At 71.9% G+C, this 17,763-nt stretch carries 15 protein-coding genes; 12 read left to right on the top strand and 3 right to left on the bottom strand.

The window, feature by feature from the left end; genetic code table 11:
- Positions 1–83: 83 nt before the first annotated feature.
- The 3 genes from ACFYXS_RS12210 to ACFYXS_RS12200 all read left to right on the top strand — a co-directional run bounded on the left by ACFYXS_RS12210 (position 84) and on the right by ACFYXS_RS12200 (position 2,794).
- Positions 84–842 (top strand): type 1 glutamine amidotransferase domain-containing protein, encoded by a 759-nt coding sequence (locus tag ACFYXS_RS12210; protein WP_389246734.1) that lies wholly within the window; start codon positions 84–86, stop codon positions 840–842.
- 338 nt (positions 843–1,180) lie between these two features.
- Positions 1,181–2,230, top strand: coding sequence for an Rv2578c family radical SAM protein (locus ACFYXS_RS12205; protein ID WP_389246731.1), 1,050 nt, complete (start codon positions 1,181–1,183; stop codon positions 2,228–2,230).
- A gap of 48 nt (positions 2,231–2,278) precedes the next feature.
- Positions 2,279–2,794, top strand: coding sequence for a GNAT family N-acetyltransferase (locus ACFYXS_RS12200; RefSeq protein ID WP_389246729.1), 516 nt, complete (start codon positions 2,279–2,281; stop codon positions 2,792–2,794).
- Here ACFYXS_RS12200 and ACFYXS_RS12195 read toward each other — a convergent pair.
- Positions 2,760–4,043, bottom strand: coding sequence for a HEAT repeat domain-containing protein (locus ACFYXS_RS12195; RefSeq protein WP_389246902.1), 1,284 nt, complete (start codon positions 4,041–4,043; stop codon positions 2,760–2,762). The two genes, ACFYXS_RS12200 and ACFYXS_RS12195, sit on opposite strands and share 35 nt — an antisense overlap.
- Positions 4,044–4,593: 550 nt before the next feature.
- On the opposite strand from ACFYXS_RS12195, the gene ACFYXS_RS12190 reads away from it, so the two are divergent.
- The 8 genes from ACFYXS_RS12190 to pssA all read left to right on the top strand — a co-directional run bounded on the left by ACFYXS_RS12190 (position 4,594) and on the right by pssA (position 14,578).
- The gene (locus ACFYXS_RS12190; RefSeq protein ID WP_389246727.1) at positions 4,594–6,381 is read left to right on the top strand and encodes a 3-hydroxyacyl-CoA dehydrogenase family protein; all 1,788 of its coding nucleotides are present in this window, start codon (positions 4,594–4,596) and stop codon (positions 6,379–6,381) included.
- A 97-nt stretch (positions 6,382–6,478) separates the two neighbouring features.
- Positions 6,479–7,237 carry a TetR family transcriptional regulator gene (locus ACFYXS_RS12185; RefSeq protein ID WP_389246725.1) on the top strand — a complete coding sequence of 253 codons (759 nt, stop codon included), beginning with the start codon at positions 6,479–6,481 and terminating at the stop codon, positions 7,235–7,237.
- Between the two features lie 514 nt (positions 7,238–7,751).
- The gene (gene ccrA, locus ACFYXS_RS12180; protein WP_389246899.1) at positions 7,752–9,095 is read left to right on the top strand and encodes a crotonyl-CoA carboxylase/reductase; all 1,344 of its coding nucleotides are present in this window, start codon (positions 7,752–7,754) and stop codon (positions 9,093–9,095) included.
- Between the two features lie 14 nt (positions 9,096–9,109).
- Positions 9,110–11,122: a protein meaA gene (locus ACFYXS_RS12175; RefSeq protein WP_389246723.1), complete on the top strand. Its 2,013-nt coding sequence runs from the start codon at positions 9,110–9,112 to the stop codon at positions 11,120–11,122.
- A 55-nt stretch (positions 11,123–11,177) separates the two neighbouring features.
- Positions 11,178–11,681 (top strand): MaoC family dehydratase, encoded by a 504-nt coding sequence (locus ACFYXS_RS12170; protein WP_389246721.1) that lies wholly within the window; start codon positions 11,178–11,180, stop codon positions 11,679–11,681.
- A gap of 20 nt (positions 11,682–11,701) precedes the next feature.
- A complete protein-coding gene (locus tag ACFYXS_RS12165) occupies positions 11,702–12,913 on the top strand; it encodes an acyl-CoA dehydrogenase family protein (protein WP_389246719.1) in 1,212 nt (403 codons plus the stop codon).
- Between the two features lie 170 nt (positions 12,914–13,083).
- Complete coding sequence (locus ACFYXS_RS12160) at positions 13,084–13,740, top strand: phosphatidylserine decarboxylase (protein WP_384287937.1); 657 nt, start codon at positions 13,084–13,086, stop codon at positions 13,738–13,740.
- Positions 13,727–14,578: a CDP-diacylglycerol--serine O-phosphatidyltransferase gene (pssA, locus tag ACFYXS_RS12155; protein WP_389246717.1), complete on the top strand. Its 852-nt coding sequence runs from the start codon at positions 13,727–13,729 to the stop codon at positions 14,576–14,578. The genes ACFYXS_RS12160 and pssA overlap by 14 nt, the downstream gene beginning before the upstream one ends.
- A gap of 82 nt (positions 14,579–14,660) precedes the next feature.
- Here pssA and ACFYXS_RS12150 read toward each other — a convergent pair whose 3' ends face one another.
- Entirely contained in the window at positions 14,661–15,794 is a 1,134-nt protein-coding gene (locus tag ACFYXS_RS12150; RefSeq protein ID WP_389246715.1) for a glycerate kinase, read from the bottom strand.
- 79 nt (positions 15,795–15,873) lie between these two features.
- A complete protein-coding gene (locus ACFYXS_RS12145; protein WP_389246713.1) occupies positions 15,874–16,578 on the bottom strand; it encodes a class I SAM-dependent methyltransferase in 705 nt (234 codons plus the stop codon).
- Between the two features lie 119 nt (positions 16,579–16,697).
- Between ACFYXS_RS12145 and ACFYXS_RS12140 the strand changes: the two genes are divergently transcribed.
- Positions 16,698–17,762, top strand: coding sequence for an ADP-ribosylglycohydrolase family protein (locus ACFYXS_RS12140; protein ID WP_389246711.1), 1,065 nt, complete (start codon positions 16,698–16,700; stop codon positions 17,760–17,762).
- Position 17,763 lies beyond the last annotated feature (1 nt).

Here is a 17,763-nt window from a genome sequence, read left to right as displayed (position 1 = left end):
CGTTCCTTGCAGATGCGGCGACGTCCCGGTGCCGCTTCCGTCGGTGTCATGAGCGCGCGCGGTCCTGGTGGCATGATGCCCGCATGCGCGTGTGGATGCCGGTCCCGGACCGGGACTTCGACGTGACCGAGGTCGCCGTGCCCTGGCACATGCTCACCGAGGCGGGCCACGAGGTCGTGCTCGCCACCGAACGGCCCGGTACCCGGCCCGCGGCCGACCCGCGACTGCTGGACGGGGTGGTGTTCGGCCGGCTCGGTGCCGCCCCGGAGGCCAAGGACCGGTACGAACGGCTCACCCGCAGCGCCGCGTTCGAGCACCCGGTGGGCTGGGAGGACACGGACGTCGCGGCGTTCGACGGGCTGCTGCTCCCCGGCGGGCACGCGCCGGGGATGCGCCAGTACCTGGACTCGGTCGTACTGCGCGAGCAGGTGGCCCGGTTCTGGGCGCTGGACCGGCCGGTCGGCGCGATCTGCCACGGAGTCCTCGTCCTGGCCCGCACCCTTGATCCCGCCACGGGCCGGGGGCTCCTCGCCGACCGCCGCACCACCTGCCTGCCCAAGCACATGGAACGCACCGCCTATTGGACGACCGCCTGGCGCCTCGGCCGGTACTACCGCACCTATCCGGCGTACGTCGAGGACGAGGTGCGCGGCGCGCTCGCCGACCCGGCGTCGCAGTTCGCACGGGGACCCCGCGTGCTGACCCGGCGGGGAACCGAGGACGACGACACCCACGCGTTCGTCGTCGAGGACGGCCGCTACCTGTCGGCCCGGTGGCCGGGCGACGCGTATCTGTTCGCCCGCCGCTTCCTCGCCCTCCTCGCACGTCACGCGGCGGGCTGACGGGCGCGACGCCTGCGCCCCGCGCTCACGCCGGACCGCCGCCGCGTCGATGACGAAGCGGCGGCGCACGTCGCTTCACCGGCCTCACCGCGATCCCGCCGGCCGGCGAGCCTGTGCCGAGGGGCCCAGGGCGCCCATGCGCGCGTAGGCGACCGCGCCGGCGGGTCCAGTGCGCCCCGACGAGGTGGATCGGCGCTGCCCGGGCCGGGGATCCATCGGTCAGTCCGCATCCGTCGTTCGACGCCACAGAAGCCACCGGCGACACCTGTCTCGCTCACCTCTCGACGTTTTTCGCTCATGTGTTCTATTCTCTGAGCAGAGCAACAAAAGGAGGCGGCATGAGGTGGGACAACCTGAGCCGCGACACGGCGGCGACCACACCCGCGCTCTTCGGCATGGACGCCGTGACCCGCACGTTCGACACGCCCGAGTTCCGCGGCATCACGTTCCACGAGGTGCGTGCCCGCAGCATCGTCAACCGGGTGCCGGGGGCCTCCCGGATGCCGTTCGAGTGGACGATCAACCCCTACAGAGGGTGCAGCCACGCCTGCGTGTACTGCTTCGCCCGCAAGACGCACAGCTATCTGGACCTGGACTCCGGTCTGGACTTCGACTCGCAGATCGTCGTCAAGGTCAACGCGCCGGAGCTGCTGCGCCGCGAGCTGGCCGCACCTCGCTGGCAGGGCGATCACATCGCCATGGGCACGAACGTCGACTGCTACCAGCGCGCCGAGGGACGGTACCGGCTGATGCCGGGCATCCTGGCGGCGCTGCGCGACCACGCCAATCCGTTCTCGATCCTCACCAAGGGATCGCTGATCCTGCGCGACCTCGATCTGCTGGTCCAGGCGTCGCGTGTCACGGAGGTCTCCACCGCCGTCTCCGTCGGCTTCCTGGACCGGAAGCTGTGGAACACCGTGGAGCCGGGCACCCCGGCCCCCGCGAGGCGGCTGGACGTCTGCCGGACGCTCAATGACCACGGCATCCCCTGCGGCGTCCTGATGGCACCCGTGCTCCCGTATCTCAGCGACTCGCCGGAGCAGTTGCGGGAGACCGTCCGCGCCATCGCGCAGGCAGGCGCCACCTCGGTCACCCCGCTCGTCCTGCACCTGCGCCCCGGCGCGCGCGAGTGGTACATGGCGTGGCTGTCGGTGCACCACCCCCGGCTGATCTCCCGCTACAAGGCGCTGTACGAGAGCGGTGCCTACGCGCCGACCTGGTACCAGCGGCGCATCACGCGCCAGGTGCACGAATTCGCCGACGAGTTCGGCATAGGCCCCTCGCGTGCGGGCGCCGCCCGGCGTCTGCGGTCCGTGCCCGCACTGCCCGCAGACGAGACGGCCGTCCAGGAACCGATCCCGGAGCCGACGCAATTGACGTTGCTCTGAGAGAAAGTGGCTGGCCCGCGCCGCGCTGGTGCGCATAGCGTCCGGTGCATGACCGAGATACGGGCGATGGCCCGCGAAGACATCGACGCCGTGTGCGCGATCCGCGTCAGCGGCTGGCGGGCGGCGTACGCGGGGATCGTCCCGCAGCCCTTCCTGGACGCCATGGACGCCGAGGCGGACGCCGAAAGACGCCGGGGCTGGTTCGACGCGGGCAACGGCCGGGTCGACAACCTCGTCGCGTCCGAGGGCGGTGAGCTGACGGGGTGGGCGGCGCTCGGCCCGTACCGCGGTGAGCAGGACGGCGGCGAGGTCGGCGAGTTGTACGCCATATATGTGCGTCCGGACCGCATCGGCCGGGGCGTCGGACGCGCCCTCATGGACGCCGTCCGGACGCGGGCGACCGAACGCGGCTTCCAGCGGCTGCGGCTGTGGGTGCTGGCCGACAACGAGGCCGCGCTGGGCTTCTACGCCCGGGCGGGCTTCGGCCCGGACGGCACCGACCAGATCGAGAGGTACAACGACGTGCCCCTCAAGGAGCTCCGTTACGCCGCGGACCTGCACTGAAGCGGCCCGCCAGCCGCCGCGTCGCCGCACTGGGCGCCTGTTTGCACGCCCTGGCCAGGGCGGAAGCGGCGACCGGGTCACCGGAACGCGCCAACGCCCGCACGACGCAGCGCGGGTAGGGCGGCGCGCACAGCCCCGCGAGCGCGGCGGTGGCGCGGGGCTCGTCCCGGTAGCGGGCCAGTCCGCGCGCGGCGGCGCCGCGCACCTCCTCCTCCGGGCCATCGGCCGCGGCCAGCAACACGTCCAGCACGGCCGGACCGCCGATCCGGCCGAGGGCGTCCACGGCCGGGGCACGCAGGGCCGGCGTCCCGGCGGCACGGGCCAGCAGCGGCACCGCCCGCGCGTCCCCGAGCCGGCCGAGCTCCTCCACGCAGCCATGGACGGCCTGCAGGCCGGGCCGCCCCTCGTCCAGCAGCCACTGCAGGGTGGCCGTCAGGGCCGGCACGGACTCCGGAGCGCGCAGGCGGCCGAGGAGGCGGATCGAGGCGAGGGCATAGGTGATGCGCAGCCGGTTGGTGGCGAGCGCGGCGGCGGCGCGGGCGGTGCGGGGGTCGCCGAGCCGGGCGAGGGTGTCCGCCGCGGTGACGTTGCGGAGGGCGTCGCGGTGGTTGAGGAGCAGGACGAGGGTCTCGAAGGCCCGCCGGTCACCGGACCGCCCGAGCATGACGGCGGCGATCTCCCGGTCCCCCAGGGAGCGCGACGGCTCGGTCAGGACGTCGGCGAGCGCGTCCCGCGCACCGGGGTGGTCCGTCCTCCCGAGTGCCACGAGCGCCGCTTCCCGCACGGCCGCCTCGGAGTCCCGGGCGGCCGCCGCGAACAGGGCGAGGTGCGCCGGGTCCCCGGCGGGGCCGAGGAGATCGAGGGCGAGTGACCTGACCCGGGGCACAGGATGGGCGGCGTACCCCAGCAGCAGCGGCACGCTTCCCGGCGCGGGCGGCGCGGGGGCCGGGCATGGGGTCCGGCGCCAGTGCGTGCCCCCGCCCCCGTTGACGACGCGACGGACGGTCCGCTCCAGCCGGTCCAGGTACCAGGAGGGCACGTCCGGTTCCGCACCGGCGTCGGCGAGGACCGCGAAGACGGCCCCGGCGGACTCAGGGGCGCGCTCGGCCGCCAGCGCCTCCAGGGCGTAGCGGCGCTCGTCCTCCGTGCCGCCCGGCAGGACACCGAGCAGGGCGGGGACACCGGGCGACCGGCCCGCCGCCCCGTCGAGCAGTGCCCGTTCCTCGGGACCGAGGAACGGCCGCACCATTGCGGCGGCATCCCGGGACGCCGCCATGCGCCGCGCATAGGCGTCGCGGGACTCGCCGGCGCCCGGGGTGGCGAAGGCCAGCAGCCCGAGGACACGGCGCGGCTCGCCCCGCTCCCGCAGGGCGGCGAGGGTGGTGTCGCCCGAGCGTAGGGACGGGTACAGGGCGGCGGCCCGTCGCGCTGCGCGGCTCCCCGGGAAGCGCGTATCCCCCGCACCGTCCACAGCGTCCCCTCTCTCGCCTGCCGCTCACCCTAGTGGCGCGCTCATCTGTCAGAGGTGCAAATCACATGGGCGGGAGGGCTGGCGTGTTGGTTACTCGCCGGTTACCCTCTAACCAACGCACACTGCGGCCTGGTGACGCAGCCGCCGTGTGCCGCCGTTGTCGGTTCGGCACCATCGCGGCGCAGCCCCGGGACAGGGCTCGCCAGCCTCTCCACGCGGGCACGCACATCCACGCGTACGCACCCCGCGGCTCCTCACAACTCCTCTCCCGCCCGCGCCTGTGCCACGAAGACGCACGGCGCGGACCCTCAGCAACTGGAGTTCCGCGATGGACCGTCCACGTCCCTTCCGCATTGTCGCCGTCGTCGGCCTCGGCACCATGGGCACCGGCATCGCCGAGGTCATGGCCCGCGCCGGTCACGAGGTGATCGGCATCGAGACAGACGAGGCGGCGGCGCGCCGCGCCGTCGGCTCCCTGGAGTCCGCCACCGCCCGCGCCGTGCAGCGCGAACGCATGACGGAATCGGAGCGCGGCGGCGTCCTGGCCCGCTTCCGCACCTTCTCCGACCTCCAGGCGGCGGCCGACGCCGACCTGGTGATCGAGGTCGTCACCGAGCACTTCGAGATCAAGCGCGAGGTCCTGTGCGGGCTCGACGCCGTCGTCAAGCCCGACACCATCATCGCGACCGGCACCAACGCGCTGTCGGTGACGGAGCTCGCCTCCCGCACCTCGCGCCCCGACCGCGTCCTCGGCCTGCACTTCTTCGCGCCGGCACCGGCCATGAAGCTGGTCGAGGTGGTCTCGACGGTGCTGACCTCGCCGGAGGCCACCGAGAGCGTGACCGCGCTCGTCCGCGGTCTGGGCAAGGAACCGGTGGCGGTCGGCGACCGTCCGGGCTTCATCGCCGACGGGCTGCTCTTCGGCTACCTCAACCAGGCCGCCGCCATGTACGAGTCCCGCTACGCCACCCGCGAGGACATCGACGCGGCGATGCGGCTCGGCTGCGGTCTGCCCATGGGCCCGCTCGCGCTGCTGGACCTGATCGGCATCGACACCGCCCAGACCGTGCTGGAGGCCATGTACCAGGCCTCCCACGACCGTCTGCACGCCCCGGCGCCGATCCTCGGGCAGCTCACCGCGGCGGGCCTGCTGGGCCGCAAGACCGGTCGCGGCTTCTACACGTACGAGGCGCCCTGCAGCGCCACGGTCGTGGCGGACACCGAGACGCCCGCGGCCGGCGGCGGGACCGCGGCCGGCCGCGCCGTGCGCCGGGTCGGCGTGGCGGGCTCGGGCACCATGGCCACCGGCATCGCGGAGGTCTTCGCCAAGGCGGGCTACGAGGTCGTGCTGGCCGCCCGCGGCCAGGAGAAGGCGGACAACGCCCTGGCGGCGCTCACCAAATCCCTGGACCGGTCGGCGGCCAAGGGCCGGCTCACCCAGGAGCAGCGGGACGAGGCCGTGGCCCGGGTGACCGCGGCCGGTTCGCTGGACGCGTTCGGGGAGGTCGACCTGGCGGTCGAGGCCGTCGCCGAGGACCTGGCGGTCAAGCAGCAGCTCTTCGCCACCCTCGACAAGGTCTGCAAGCCGGGGGCGGTGCTGGCCACGACCACCTCCTCGCTGCCCGTGGTCGCCATCGCGACCGCGACGTCGCGGCCCGGCGACGTCATCGGCATGCACTTCTTCAACCCCGCTCCGGCCATGAAGCTGGTCGAGGTGGTCCGCACCGTCCTGACCGCCGACGACGTGCACGCGACGGTGCACGAGGTCTGCGGCAAGGTCAGGAAGCACGCCGTGGACTGCGGCGACCGGGCCGGGTTCATCGTCAACGCGCTGCTGTTCCCCTATCTGAACAACGCGGTGAAGATGGTGCAGGAGCACTACGCCACGGTGGAGGACATCGACGCCGCGATGAAGCTCGGGGGCGGCTACCCGATGGGCCCGTTCGAACTGCTGGACGTGGTGGGCCTGGACGTCTCGCTGGCGATCGAACAGGTGCTGCACAAGGAGTTCCGCGACCCGGGTCTGGCACCGGCGCCGCTCCTGGAGCACCTGGTCTCGGCGGGCTGCCTGGGCCGCAAGACCGGTCGCGGCTTCCGCGAGTATGCCCGGCGCTGAGCCTGCGGACGGCTGGGGCGGCCTGCTGGGGCCGCCCCACAGGCTGCGCAGGCCCGGCCCTGCCCATGAGGCGGCGGGAATGCAGTACGTTCGCGGTATGTCCCAGCCCGCGAAGCCCACCCGTACCTCCTCCGCGACCGCCCAGCGCCATCGCGTACGCCAGGAGCTCGCGGGCGCCGCGATGCACCTCTTCGCGAGCCAGGGCTACGAGGCGACGACCGTGGACGAGATCGCGGCGGCGGCCGGGGTCGCCCGGCGGACGTTCTTCCGGCACTTCCGCTCCAAGGAAGAGGCGATCTTCCCCGATCACGACGACACCCTGGTGCGCGTCGGGGAGGTGCTGGACTCCGCGGAGCCGCACGAGCACCCCTTGGACACGGTCTGCCGCGGCATCACCGAGGTGCTGCGGATGTACGCGGAGGCGCCCGAGGTCTCCGTCGAGCGCTACCGCCTGACCCGCGAGATCCCGATCCTGCGCGAGCGCGAGATCGCCTCGGTGGCCCGCTACGAGCGGCTGTTCACGCGCTACCTGCTGGGCCACTTCGACGAGAGCGCCCACCACGACGGCGACGACGACCCGCTGCTGGCGGAGGTCGCGGCGTCCGCCGTGGTCGCCGCCCACAACCACGTGCTGCGGCGCTGGCTGCGGGCCGGCGGCAAGGGCGACGTGGAATCGCAGCTCGACCACGCCTTCGAGGTCATCAAGACCACCTTCGGGACGGGGATCGGCCGCCGGCCGGTCACGACCCCGGTGCTCGCCTCCCAGCAGGGCGAGGTGATCGTGGCCGTCGCACGTACCGACGCCTCGCCCGCGGAGGTCATGCGGACCATCGAGAAGGCCCTCAAGGGCGCGTAGGCGCTTCGCCCGGCGCCCGGCGAAGGCCCGGGAGCCCCGGCGTCCTCCCCTGACCCGCCGCACCCGCGCACGGCGTCCTCGTGGCACCCCGTGCCACCCTCCCCCACCGCGCTCCGGGCGGCGGCCCCCCGACTCGCCGCCCGGGCCGGCCGGTGGGACCGTGGGAGATCCCCCACCCCGGCCCCGACCACCGTTCCGGACACCCCCGCCCCGCTCAGACGTGCAGCCATGGTGCCATTTGAGAAAAAATGTTGGCACCCAGTGTCTTGCCGAGTGGCACGCGGTGCCATACCGTGAGAGCAGTCCGGGCGGGCGGCGTGCAGCGAACCCTCGCACGCCGTCTGTCCCCAAAGGCCCGGACGCCTGCGTCACAGGCACTCCACCGCGCCACCAAGCGCTCTCGCTCGATCCGTGCGACCGTCACGGAAACAGCACAACCGCCGAACCGACGGCACGACCCACCGCACCCCCCGACGTTCCCTCAAGCGTCCCTACGTCGCGCTTCGCCGGAGGCATCACCGTGAAGGACATCCTCAACGCCATCATGGCGTCCGAAAGTACGGCCGCCGACTTCGCGGCCCTGCCGCTCCCCGAGTCGTACCGCGCCGTCACCGTCCGCAAGGACGAGGTCGGCATGTTCGAGGGCCTGGAGAGCAGCGAGAAGGACCCGCGCAAGTCGCTGCACGTGGACGACGTGCCCGTGCCCGAGCTCGGTCCGGGCGAGGCCCTGGTGGCCGTCATGGCCAGCTCGGTCAACTACAACTCGGTGTGGACCTCGATCTTCGAGCCGATGTCCACCTTCGGCTTCCTGGAGCGGTACGGCAAGCTCTCCCCGCTCACCAAGCGCCATGACCTGCCGTACCACATCATCGGCTCCGACCTGGCGGGCGTCGTCCTGCGCACCGGCCCCGGCGTGAACGCCTGGCGGCCCGGCGACGAGGTGGTCGCGCACTGCCTGTCCGTGGAACTGGAGTCCGCGGACGGCCACAACGACACGATGCTCGACCCCGAGCAGCGCATCTGGGGTTTCGAGACCAACTTCGGCGGCCTCGCCGAGATCGCCCTGGTGAAGTCCAACCAGCTGATGCCCAAGCCGCGGCACCTGAGCTGGGAGGAGGCCGCGGCCCCCGGCCTGGTGAACTCCACCGCCTACCGGCAGTTGGTCTCCCGCAACGGCGCCGGCATGAAGCAGGGCGACAACGTCCTGATCTGGGGCGCCAGCGGCGGCCTCGGTTCGTACGCCACGCAATTCGCGCTGGCCGGCGGCGCCACCCCGATCTGCGTGGTGTCCTCGCCGCAGAAGGCGGAGATCTGCCGCAGCATGGGCGCCGAGGCGATCATCGACCGCAATGCCGAGGACTACCGGTTCTGGAAGGACGAGCACCACCAGGACCCGAAGGAGTGGAAGCGCCTCGGCAAGCGCATCCGCGAACTGACCGGCGGCGAGGACGTCGACATCGTCTTCGAGCACCCGGGACGCGAGACCTTCGGTGCCTCGGTGTTCGTCACGCGCAAGGGCGGCACGATCGTCACCTGCGCCTCCACCACGGGCTACACCCACGAGTACGACAACCGCTACCTGTGGATGTCGCTCAAGCGCATCGTCGGCTCGCACTTCGCGAACTACCGCGAGGCGTGGGAGGCCAACCGCCTCGTCGCCAAGGGCAGGATCCACCCGACGCTGTCGCGGACCTACAGCCTGGAGGACACCGGCCAGGCCGCCTACGACGTGCACCGCAACCTCCACCAGGGCAAGGTCGGCGTGCTGGCGCTGGCCCCGCAGGAGGGGCTCGGCGTCCGCGACGAGGAGATGCGGGCCCAGCACATCGACGCCATCAACCGCTTCCGGAACATCTGAGGTCGGGAACGAGCATGAGCGAGCGTCAGAAGGATCGTCCGTGGCTGATGCGGACCTACGCCGGGCACTCCACCGCCGAGGAGTCCAACGCCCTCTACCGGCGCAATCTCGCCAAGGGCCAGACCGGCCTGTCGGTCGCGTTCGACCTCCCGACGCAGACCGGTTACGACCCCGACCACATCCTCGCCCGCGGCGAGGTGGGCCGGGTCGGGGTCCCGGTCGCCCATCTCGGCGACATGCGCCGGCTCTTCCAGGACATCCCGCTGGACGGGATGAACACCTCGATGACCATCAACGCCAGCGCCATGTGGCTGCTGGCGCTGTACCAGGTCGTCGCGGAGGAGCAGGGCGTGGACGTCACCAGGCTCCAGGGGACGACGCAGAACGACATCGTCAAGGAGTACCTGTCGCGCGGGACGTACGTCTTTCCGCCGGTGCCCTCGCTGCGGCTGACGACCGACATGATCGCGTACACGGTCAGCCACATCCCCAAGTGGAACCCGATCAACATCTGCAGCTACCACCTGCAGGAGGCGGGCGCCACGCCGGTCCAGGAGATCGCGTACTCCATGGCGACGGCGATCGCCGTCCTGGACGCCGTCCGCGACTCCGGCCAGGTGCCGCAGGAGCGCATGGGCGACGTCGTGGCGCGCATCTCCTTCTTCGTGAACGCCGGCGTGCGCTTCGTCGAGGAGATGTGCAAGATGCGGGCCTTCAACCGCATCTGGGACCAGGTCACCAAGGAGCGCTACGGGATCGAGGACCCCAAGCAGCGCCGCTTCCGCTACGGCGTCCAGGTCAACTCGCTCGGCCTGACCGAGGCCCAGCCGGAGAACAACGTCCAGCGCATCGTCCTGGAGATGCTGGCCGTGACGCTCTCCAAGGACGCCCGCGCCCGCGCCGTGCAGCTGCCGGCCTGGAACGAGGCGCTCGGGCTGCCGCGCCCCTGGGACCAGCAGTGGTCCCTGCGCATCCAGCAGGTGCTGGCGCACGAGAGCGACCTGCTGGAGTACGCGGACATCTTCGACGGCAGCCATGTCGTCGAGGCCAAGGTCGGCGAGCTCGTCGAGCAGTCGCTGGCCGAGATCGGGCGCATCCAGGAGATGGGCGGCGCCATGGCCGCCGTCGAGTCGGGCTACCTGAAGTCGCAGCTGGTCTCCTCGCACGCCGAACGCCGGGCGCGGATCGAGTCCGGTGACGAGAAGATCATCGGGGTCAACTGCTACGAGGGCACCGAGCCGAGCCCGCTGACCTCGGACCTTGACGGCGCCATCATGACCGTCGACCCGGAGAACGAGGCCCGGGTCGTCGCCGCCCTGCACGAGTGGCGGGACAACCGGGACGAGTCCCGCGCCCACAAGTCGCTGGAGGCCCTGAAGGCGGCCGCCGCCGGGACGGCCAACCTGATGGAGGCCACCCTGGAGTGCGCGCGGGCCGGCGTCACCACCGGCGAGTGGTCCTGGGCCCTGCGCGACGTCTTCGGCGAGTACCGGGCGCCCACGGGCGTCGGCAGCGCCCCCGTCGCGGTCACCGCCGAGGCGGGCACGCCACTGGCCGAGGTGCGCCGCAAGGTGGCGCTCACGGCGCGGGAGCTGGGCGGCGGCAAGCTGCGGCTGCTGGTCGGCAAGCCGGGCCTCGACGGCCACTCCAACGGCGCCGAGCAGATCGCCGTGCGGGCCCGCGACGCCGGCTTCGAGGTGGTCTACCAGGGCATCAGGCTGACGCCCGAGCAGATCGTGTCGGCGGCGGTCGCCGAGGACGTGCACTGCGTCGGCCTGTCGATCCTGTCCGGCTCCCACGCCGAACTGGTGCCGGACGTCCTGGAGCGGCTGCGCCGCACGGGGGTGGACGACGTCCCGGTCATCGCCGGCGGCATCATCCCCCCGGCGGACGCGGCCAAGCTGATCGAGTGCGGCGTCGCCGCCGTGTTCACGCCGAAGGACTTCGGAATCACGGAGATCATCGGCAGGATCGTGGACGAGATCCGCAGGGCGAACAAACTGGACCCGCTGGAGGTCCCCGCGTGACCCCCGCAGCAGTCACCCGTTCGAGCAAGCACGACATCCCGGAGGCGCAGTAGCGATGCAGTTCGGCCGCACGTATGAAGAGTTCGAGGTCGGCGCTGTCTACAAGCACTGGCCCGGGAAGACGGTCACCGAGTACGACGACCACCTCTTCTGCCTCCTGACCATGAACCACCACCCGCTCCACATGGACGCGCACTACGCCGAGCAGACCACCGATTTCGGCCGGAACGTCGTCGTGGGCAACTACATCTACTCCCTGCTGCTGGGCATGTCCGTCCCGGACGTCTCCGGCAAGGCGATCGCCAATCTGGAGGTCGAGTCGCTGAAGCACGTGGCGCCGACCTTCCACGGCGACACCATCTACGGCGAGACCACCGTGCTGGACAAGTGGCCGTCGAAGTCCAAGGACGACCGGGGCATCGTCCACGTGGAGACCAAGGGCTACAAGCAGGACGGCACCCTGGTGTGCGTCTTCCGCCGGAAGGTGATGGTCCCGACCGCCACCTACATCAAGGAGCGCGGCGGCGAGCAGCCCGGCCGTCCGTCCGTCGCCCACTGAACTCGTAGGAGAAACGACAGATGAGCCGTCTCGCCCAGACCGACGGGCTGACCGACGTCCAGCAGGAGATCCTCTCCACGGTCCGCAGCTTTGTCGACAAGGAGATCCTCCCGGTCGCCAACGAGCTGGAGCACAAGGACGAGTACCCCACCGACATCGTCGAGGGCCTCAAGGAACTCGGCATCTTCGGCCTGATGATCCCCGAGGAGTACGGCGGCCTCGGCGAGTCCCTGCTCACCTACGCCCTGACGGTCGAGGAGATCGCCCGCGGCTGGATGAGCGTGTCGGGCATCATCAACACCCACTTCATCGTCGCCTACATGCTCAAGCAGCACGGCACCCAGGAGCAGAAGGAGTACTTCCTGCCCCGGATGGCCACCGGCGAGGTGCGTGGCGCGTTCTCGATGTCGGAGCCGGGCATGGGCTCCGACGTCTCCGCCATCCGCACCAAGGCGGTCCGCGACGGCGACGACTACGTCATCAACGGCCAGAAGATGTGGCTGACCAACGGCGGCACGTCCAACCTCGTCGCGGTCCTCTGCCGCACGGACGAGGGCCAGCCGGAGGGGGCGGCCCCGCACAAGTCCATGACGACCTTCCTCATCGAGAAAGAGCCGGGCTTCGGCCCGAACCCGACGGTGAAGGGCCTCACCGTGCCCGGGAAGATCGAGAAGATGGGCTACAAGGGCGTCGACACGACCGAGCTCATCCTCGAGGACGTGAAGATTCCGTCAAATCGCGTCCTCGGCGGCGAGAGCGGCCGCGGTTTTTACCAAATGATGGACGGCGTGGAGGTCGGGCGGGTCAACGTGGCCGCCCGCGGCTGCGGCGTGGCGCAGCGCGCCTTCGAACTGGGGATCGCCTACGCGCAGCAGCGGCAGACCTTCGGCAAGCCGATCGCGCAGCACCAGGCGATCCAGTTCAAGTTGTCCGAGATGGCCACCAAGGTCGAGGCCGCGCACGCCCTGATGGTCAACGCCGCGCGCAAGAAGGATTCCGGCCGGCGCAATGACCTCGAGGCCGGCATGGCGAAGTACCTGGCCTCGGAGTACTGCAAGGAGGTCGTCGAGGACGCGTTCCGCATCCACGGCGGATACGGCTTCTCCAAGGAGTACGAGATCGAGCGCCTGTACCGCGAGGCACCGATGCTGCTGATCGGCGAGGGCACCGCCGAGATCCAGAAAATGATCATCGGTCGCCGACTGCTCGAGGAGTACCGAATCCAGGGATGAATGTCTGGGTTGTGGCACTTTGCGCGAGCCAAAGGTCACACCCAGTCATCAATAACCGGCCACGGACTCCGCCACTGGCTTGCCCAGTTGCCCGTCACTGCCGATACCATTCACGGAAAGCCGCCGTCCCCAGAACCATCTTGCGGCACCCTCCGCTACGAAGGTCTTCCATGCCCCACAGCCAATCCTCTGCTAAACGCGACAGCCTGGCCGGCGTACGCCTCGCGCGCGGAGCATCGCCGTGGCTCCTCCCGACCGTGGCCACCGCAGCGGTCAGCCTGGCCCGCGCCCGTCGCTCCGGGCGCTGGGCGGCCGTGGCCGTCCCCACCACCGCCCTCGCGGCGGGCATGCTGTGGTTCTTCCGCGACCCCGAGCGGGAGATCGCCCAGGGCCGCGTCATCTCGCCGGCCGACGGCGTGGTGCAGAGCATCATGCCGTGGAAGGACGGGCGCACCCGCGTCGCGATCTTCATGAGCCCGCTGAACGTCCACGTCAACCGCGCCCCCCTCGCGGGCACGGTCACGTCGGTGGAACACATCCCGGGTGGATTCGTTCCGGCGTTCAACAAGGAGAGCGAGAACAACGAGCGCGTTGTCTGGCACTTCGACACCGAGCTCGGTGACATCGAGATGGTGCAGATCGCCGGTGCCGTCGCGCGTCGCATCGTGCCCTACGTCCCGCAGGGCACCAAGGTCGAGCAGGGCGAGCGGATCGGCCTGATCCGGTTCGGCTCCCGTGTCGACATCTACCTTCCCGAGGGCGTCGAGCCCGCCGTCGAGGTCGGCCAGACCACCGTTGCTGGGGTGACTCGCCTTGACCGTGATTGAGCCCGACGCGCAGGCACCGTGGGTCGCCGCGGTGGACGAGGACGACGACGATGACATGCCGCTGTCAACGCGGCTGTCGATAGCGGACGGCCTGACCCTCGGCAACGCGATCTGCGGCTTCATGGCGGTGTACTTCACCACCACCGGAGTCCTGGTCCCGCACCTCATGGGCAACACCGACGGCGGCATGACGCGGCACAGCGCCGCCACCGCCGTGCTGCTGATGCTCATGGCGTCGGTCTTCGACCTCTTCGACGGGCTCGTGGCGCGCAAGCTGCGCAGCTCGGCGATGGGTGCGGAGCTCGACAACCTCTCCGACCTCATCAGCTTCGGCCTGGCCCCCGCCTACTTCGTGGTGGTCTGGGGTCTGATCTCCGACGACGCCTACGGCAAGCTGTCGGCCGTGGCCGCCGTCGTGGTGCTGCTCGCGGTCGTCCTGCGGCTCGCCCGGTTCTCCTGCACGACGGTGCGCGAGGGCATCTTCCAGGGCATGCCGAGCCCCTTCGGCGCCATGACCGTGATCTCGGTGGTGCTGCTGGAGCTGCCGTTCATCCCGACGGTGCTGGCCATCGTCGGTGTGGCGTGGCTGATGGTCAGCCGGGTCGAGTACCCCAAGCCGCGCGGCCGGCTCGCCGTGATCACCCTCGCCTGGATCGTCCTCAGCATGGGCTGCCTGGTCAGCTGGGCCTTCGCGGTCCCCGGTGGCGACGTGCTGCTGCAGACGGGCGCGGCCCTGCAGATCTGCGCGGCGGCGGTCATCCCGCTGTTCGCGACGACCCGCCGGGTCAACACGATCCGCAACAACCGACGTGAGGCGCGTACGGCGCAGCTTCCGTAGCCGTACGAGGAACATCCGTGGGGCCCCGAGCCGGGAACGACTCGGGGCCCCACGTGTCTGCGGCGCCTCGGAACGCGACGGCTCAGAGCAGGACGTCGCGCGCGATGTCGACGGCGAGGCGCTCCAGCAGCGGCCCGGCCTCGGCCATGCAGCGCGCCGGGTCCGGCTCGATGTCGGTGAGGGCGTACGCGCGACGGATGCCCGCGGCGGTCAGCGCGGCCGGGGGCAGGGCGAGGCGCCCGCAGACGGCGACCACCTCGACGTCCCGGGCACGGGCGGCGGCCGCCACACCGGCCGGGGCCTTGCCGTGCAGGGTCTGCTCGTCCAGGGAGCCCTCGCCGGTGATCACCAGATCGGCCCGTTCGAGCGCCCCCGCGAAACCGAGCATGTCCATCAGGACCTCCACCCCGGGCCGGAACCGGGCCCGCAGCCCGACGAGGGCGCCGAAACCGACACCGCCCGCCGCGCCCGCGCCGGGCGCCTCGGCGGCCGCGGCGGCGTCCAGCACCTCGGCGAAGCGGGCCAGGGCGGCGTCCAGGGTCGCGACGTCCTCCTGGGTGGCGCCCTTCTGCGGCCCGTAGACGGCGGCCGCGCCCTTCGGGCCGAGCAGCGGATTGTCGACGTCGCTGGCGAGGACCACCTCGGTGTCCGCCAGACGGGCGTCGAGTCCCGACAGGTCCGCCGTCGCCAGGTCGGCGAGCGCCGCGCCCCCCGGACCCACCGGCACACCCCGCGCGTCCAGCAGCCGGGCGCCGAGCGCGGCGAGCATGCCGGCGCCGCCGTCATTGGTGGCGCTGCCGCCGACGCCGAGCACGAGGGAGCGCGCCCCCGCGTCGAGCGCCGCGCGCAGCAGTTCGCCGGTGCCGTACGTGGCGGCCGTCAGCGGCGCGAAGACCCCCGGCGGCAGATGCCGCAGCCCGGACGCCTCGGCCATCTCGACGACCGCGGTGTCGCCGCGCAGCGCGTAAGCGGCCGTGACCGGCTCCCCCAGCGGCCCGGTGACCTCCACCAGCCGCCGTTCGAAGCCCGCGGCGACGGCAGCGTCCACGGTCCCGTCCCCGCCGTCCGCGACGGGTACGGACTCGACGACGACGTCCGGCGCGGCGTGACGCAGCCCCGCGCCGATCCGCTCGGCCACCTCGACGGCGGTGAGTGAACCCTTGAACTTGTCCGCGGCGATCAGTACTCGCGCTCGCCGTGTGTCCGTCACATCCATCTCCCTTACCGCAGGTCGCGCCGCTTGGACCCTATCCCGGGCGCTCCGCGCTGCCCAGCGGCCCCCGCGGCGCCCGGCGTCAGGGAGCCGCGCGGTAGTAGGAGGCGACTGCGGGCTGGCCGGTCCAGTTGGGACCGGCATGGGGGTCCGCGCCGAGGTAGCGGAAGGGCAGGCGGACGGCCCGGGGTCCGCGCAGGGTGAGCAGGTGCCGGCGGGAGTCGTAGGTGAAACCCGCCGAGCGCAGGGCCGCCAGCACCGGGCGGCCGGCCGGTGAACCGTCGCCGTGCCGGACCGAGCCGGGGTCCAGGTGTGCGACCAGCACCCCCTGGGGGCCGAGCCAGGAGGCCGCCCGGGAGAGCAGACCGAGCAGGTCGCCGACGTAGTGGAGCCCGTGGACGCAGGTGATCAGGTCGTACGACCGCCGGGGCGTCCAGCCGGCGACCGAGGCCGTCACGAACTCCACCCCGGGCGGCGCAGGCACCGGGACGAGCGGACCCACCAGGTCGACGCCGGTCAGCACCGCCGTCGCCGGGAGCCGTGCCGCGGCCTCCCGCAGCGCACGGCCCTCCCCGCTGCACAGGTCGAGCCAGGATGGCGACGCGGACCGGCCGAGCAGGTCGTCGACCGGATCGAAGCCGAGCTCACGGGCGTAGCTGTTCACTCCGGACAGGCCGCGCTCGCGGTTCATGGTGTTGTTGGCGACCACGGTGGACCGCTCCAGCGCGTCGTCCGGCAGCAGTGAGGGCGTACTCGCCTGGGCGGTGGTACCGGGGGCTTCTGACACCCGGTCATTGTCCCAGCGCACCCCTTGCGCCTGCGGGGCGGAACAGGTGACGGCGACGCGCCGCGGCCGCGGCCCCGGGGCTGCCCGCCGGAGCCGTGGGATTCCGGTAGACCGGGGGCATGACGTCACCAACCCCGGACCTCGAGGACAGGGTCCTCGGCGGCTGGCTGGGCCGCATCGCCGGCAACATGCTCGGCAAGCCCGTCGAGCGCGGCGACCACTGGACCAGGGACCGCATCGACCGCTACCTGCGCACGGCGGACGCCCTCCCTCTCACGGACTACCTCCCCGCGCTGTCCCCGCCGCCGGACCCCGCCGAGTTCGACCTGCGGCCGGAATGGCGGCAGTGCACGCGCGGCGGCATCGACGGCAGCGTGCGGGACGACGACGTCGACTACGCGATCCTCGGCCTGCACCTGCTGGAGACGCACGGGGCGGGCTTCAGCACCGAGGAGGTCGGCGAGCTGTGGCTGCTGCGGCTGCCCTATCTGCAGACCTTCACCGCCGAGCGGGCCGCGTACCGCAACCTGGCGAGCGGCATCCGACCGCCGCTCAGCGCGACGGTCGACAACCCGTACCAGGAGTGGATCGGGGCCCTCATCCGCGCCGACGTGTACGGCTGGACCTCCCCCGGGGACCCGCGCCGCGCCGCGTCGCTGGCCCGGCGCGACGCGGTGCTGTCGCACACCGGCAACGGCGTCTACGGGGCGATGTGGGCGGCGGCCCTGATCGCGGCCGCGTTCACCGCGCCGGACGCACGGACCGCGCTGGAGGCGGCGCTGACGGAGATCCCGCCCGGCTGCCGGCTGTCCCGCACCGTGCGGCGCGCCATGGCGCTGCACGAGGCCGGGCTCGGCTGGGCGGACACCCTGGCGGACCTCGACCAGGAGGCCGGGCAGTTGCACTGGATCCACGTCGTGCCCAACGCCGCGGTGATCACCGCCGGACTGCTGTACGGGAAGGGCGACTTCACGTCCACCATCGCGCTGACCGTGCGCGGCGGCCTCGACACCGACTCCAACGGCGCCACGGCCGGCTCGGTGGCCGGCGTGCTGTGCGGCGCCGCCGCGATCCCGCCGCAGTGGACGGAACCGCTGAGGGACCGGGTGCGCAGCGCGGTCTTCGGCTTCGACGGGGTGGCGATCGGCGAACTCGCCCGCCGCACGGTCGCCCTGGTGCCGTAGG

Source organism: Streptomyces sp. NPDC002574, from assembly GCF_042889545.1.
GTDB lineage: Bacteria > Actinomycetota > Actinomycetes > Streptomycetales > Streptomycetaceae > Actinacidiphila.
The sequence above is the reverse complement of the archived record's forward strand: the minus strand, read 5'-3'. Positions and strand labels throughout refer to the sequence as shown.

Coding starts and splice junctions, on each gene's coding strand:
- ACFYXS_RS12210 (WP_389246734.1), top strand. CDS start 84: ATGCGCGTGTGGATGCCGGTCCCGGACCGGGACTTCGACGTGACCGAG.
- ACFYXS_RS12205 (WP_389246731.1), top strand. CDS start 1,181: ATGAGGTGGGACAACCTGAGCCGCGACACGGCGGCGACCACACCCGCG.
- ACFYXS_RS12200 (WP_389246729.1), top strand. CDS start 2,279: ATGACCGAGATACGGGCGATGGCCCGCGAAGACATCGACGCCGTGTGC.
- ACFYXS_RS12195 (WP_389246902.1), bottom strand. CDS start 4,043: ATGGTGCGGCCGTTCCTCGGTCCCGAGGAACGGGCACTGCTCGACGGG.
- ACFYXS_RS12190 (WP_389246727.1), top strand. CDS start 4,594: ATGGACCGTCCACGTCCCTTCCGCATTGTCGCCGTCGTCGGCCTCGGC.
- ACFYXS_RS12185 (WP_389246725.1), top strand. CDS start 6,479: ATGTCCCAGCCCGCGAAGCCCACCCGTACCTCCTCCGCGACCGCCCAG.
- ACFYXS_RS12175 (WP_389246723.1), top strand. CDS start 9,110: ATGAGCGAGCGTCAGAAGGATCGTCCGTGGCTGATGCGGACCTACGCC.
- ACFYXS_RS12170 (WP_389246721.1), top strand. CDS start 11,178: ATGCAGTTCGGCCGCACGTATGAAGAGTTCGAGGTCGGCGCTGTCTAC.
- ACFYXS_RS12165 (WP_389246719.1), top strand. CDS start 11,702: ATGAGCCGTCTCGCCCAGACCGACGGGCTGACCGACGTCCAGCAGGAG.
- ACFYXS_RS12160 (WP_384287937.1), top strand. CDS start 13,084: ATGCCCCACAGCCAATCCTCTGCTAAACGCGACAGCCTGGCCGGCGTA.
- ACFYXS_RS12150 (WP_389246715.1), bottom strand. CDS start 15,794: ATGGATGTGACGGACACACGGCGAGCGCGAGTACTGATCGCCGCGGAC.
- ACFYXS_RS12140 (WP_389246711.1), top strand. CDS start 16,698: ATGACGTCACCAACCCCGGACCTCGAGGACAGGGTCCTCGGCGGCTGG.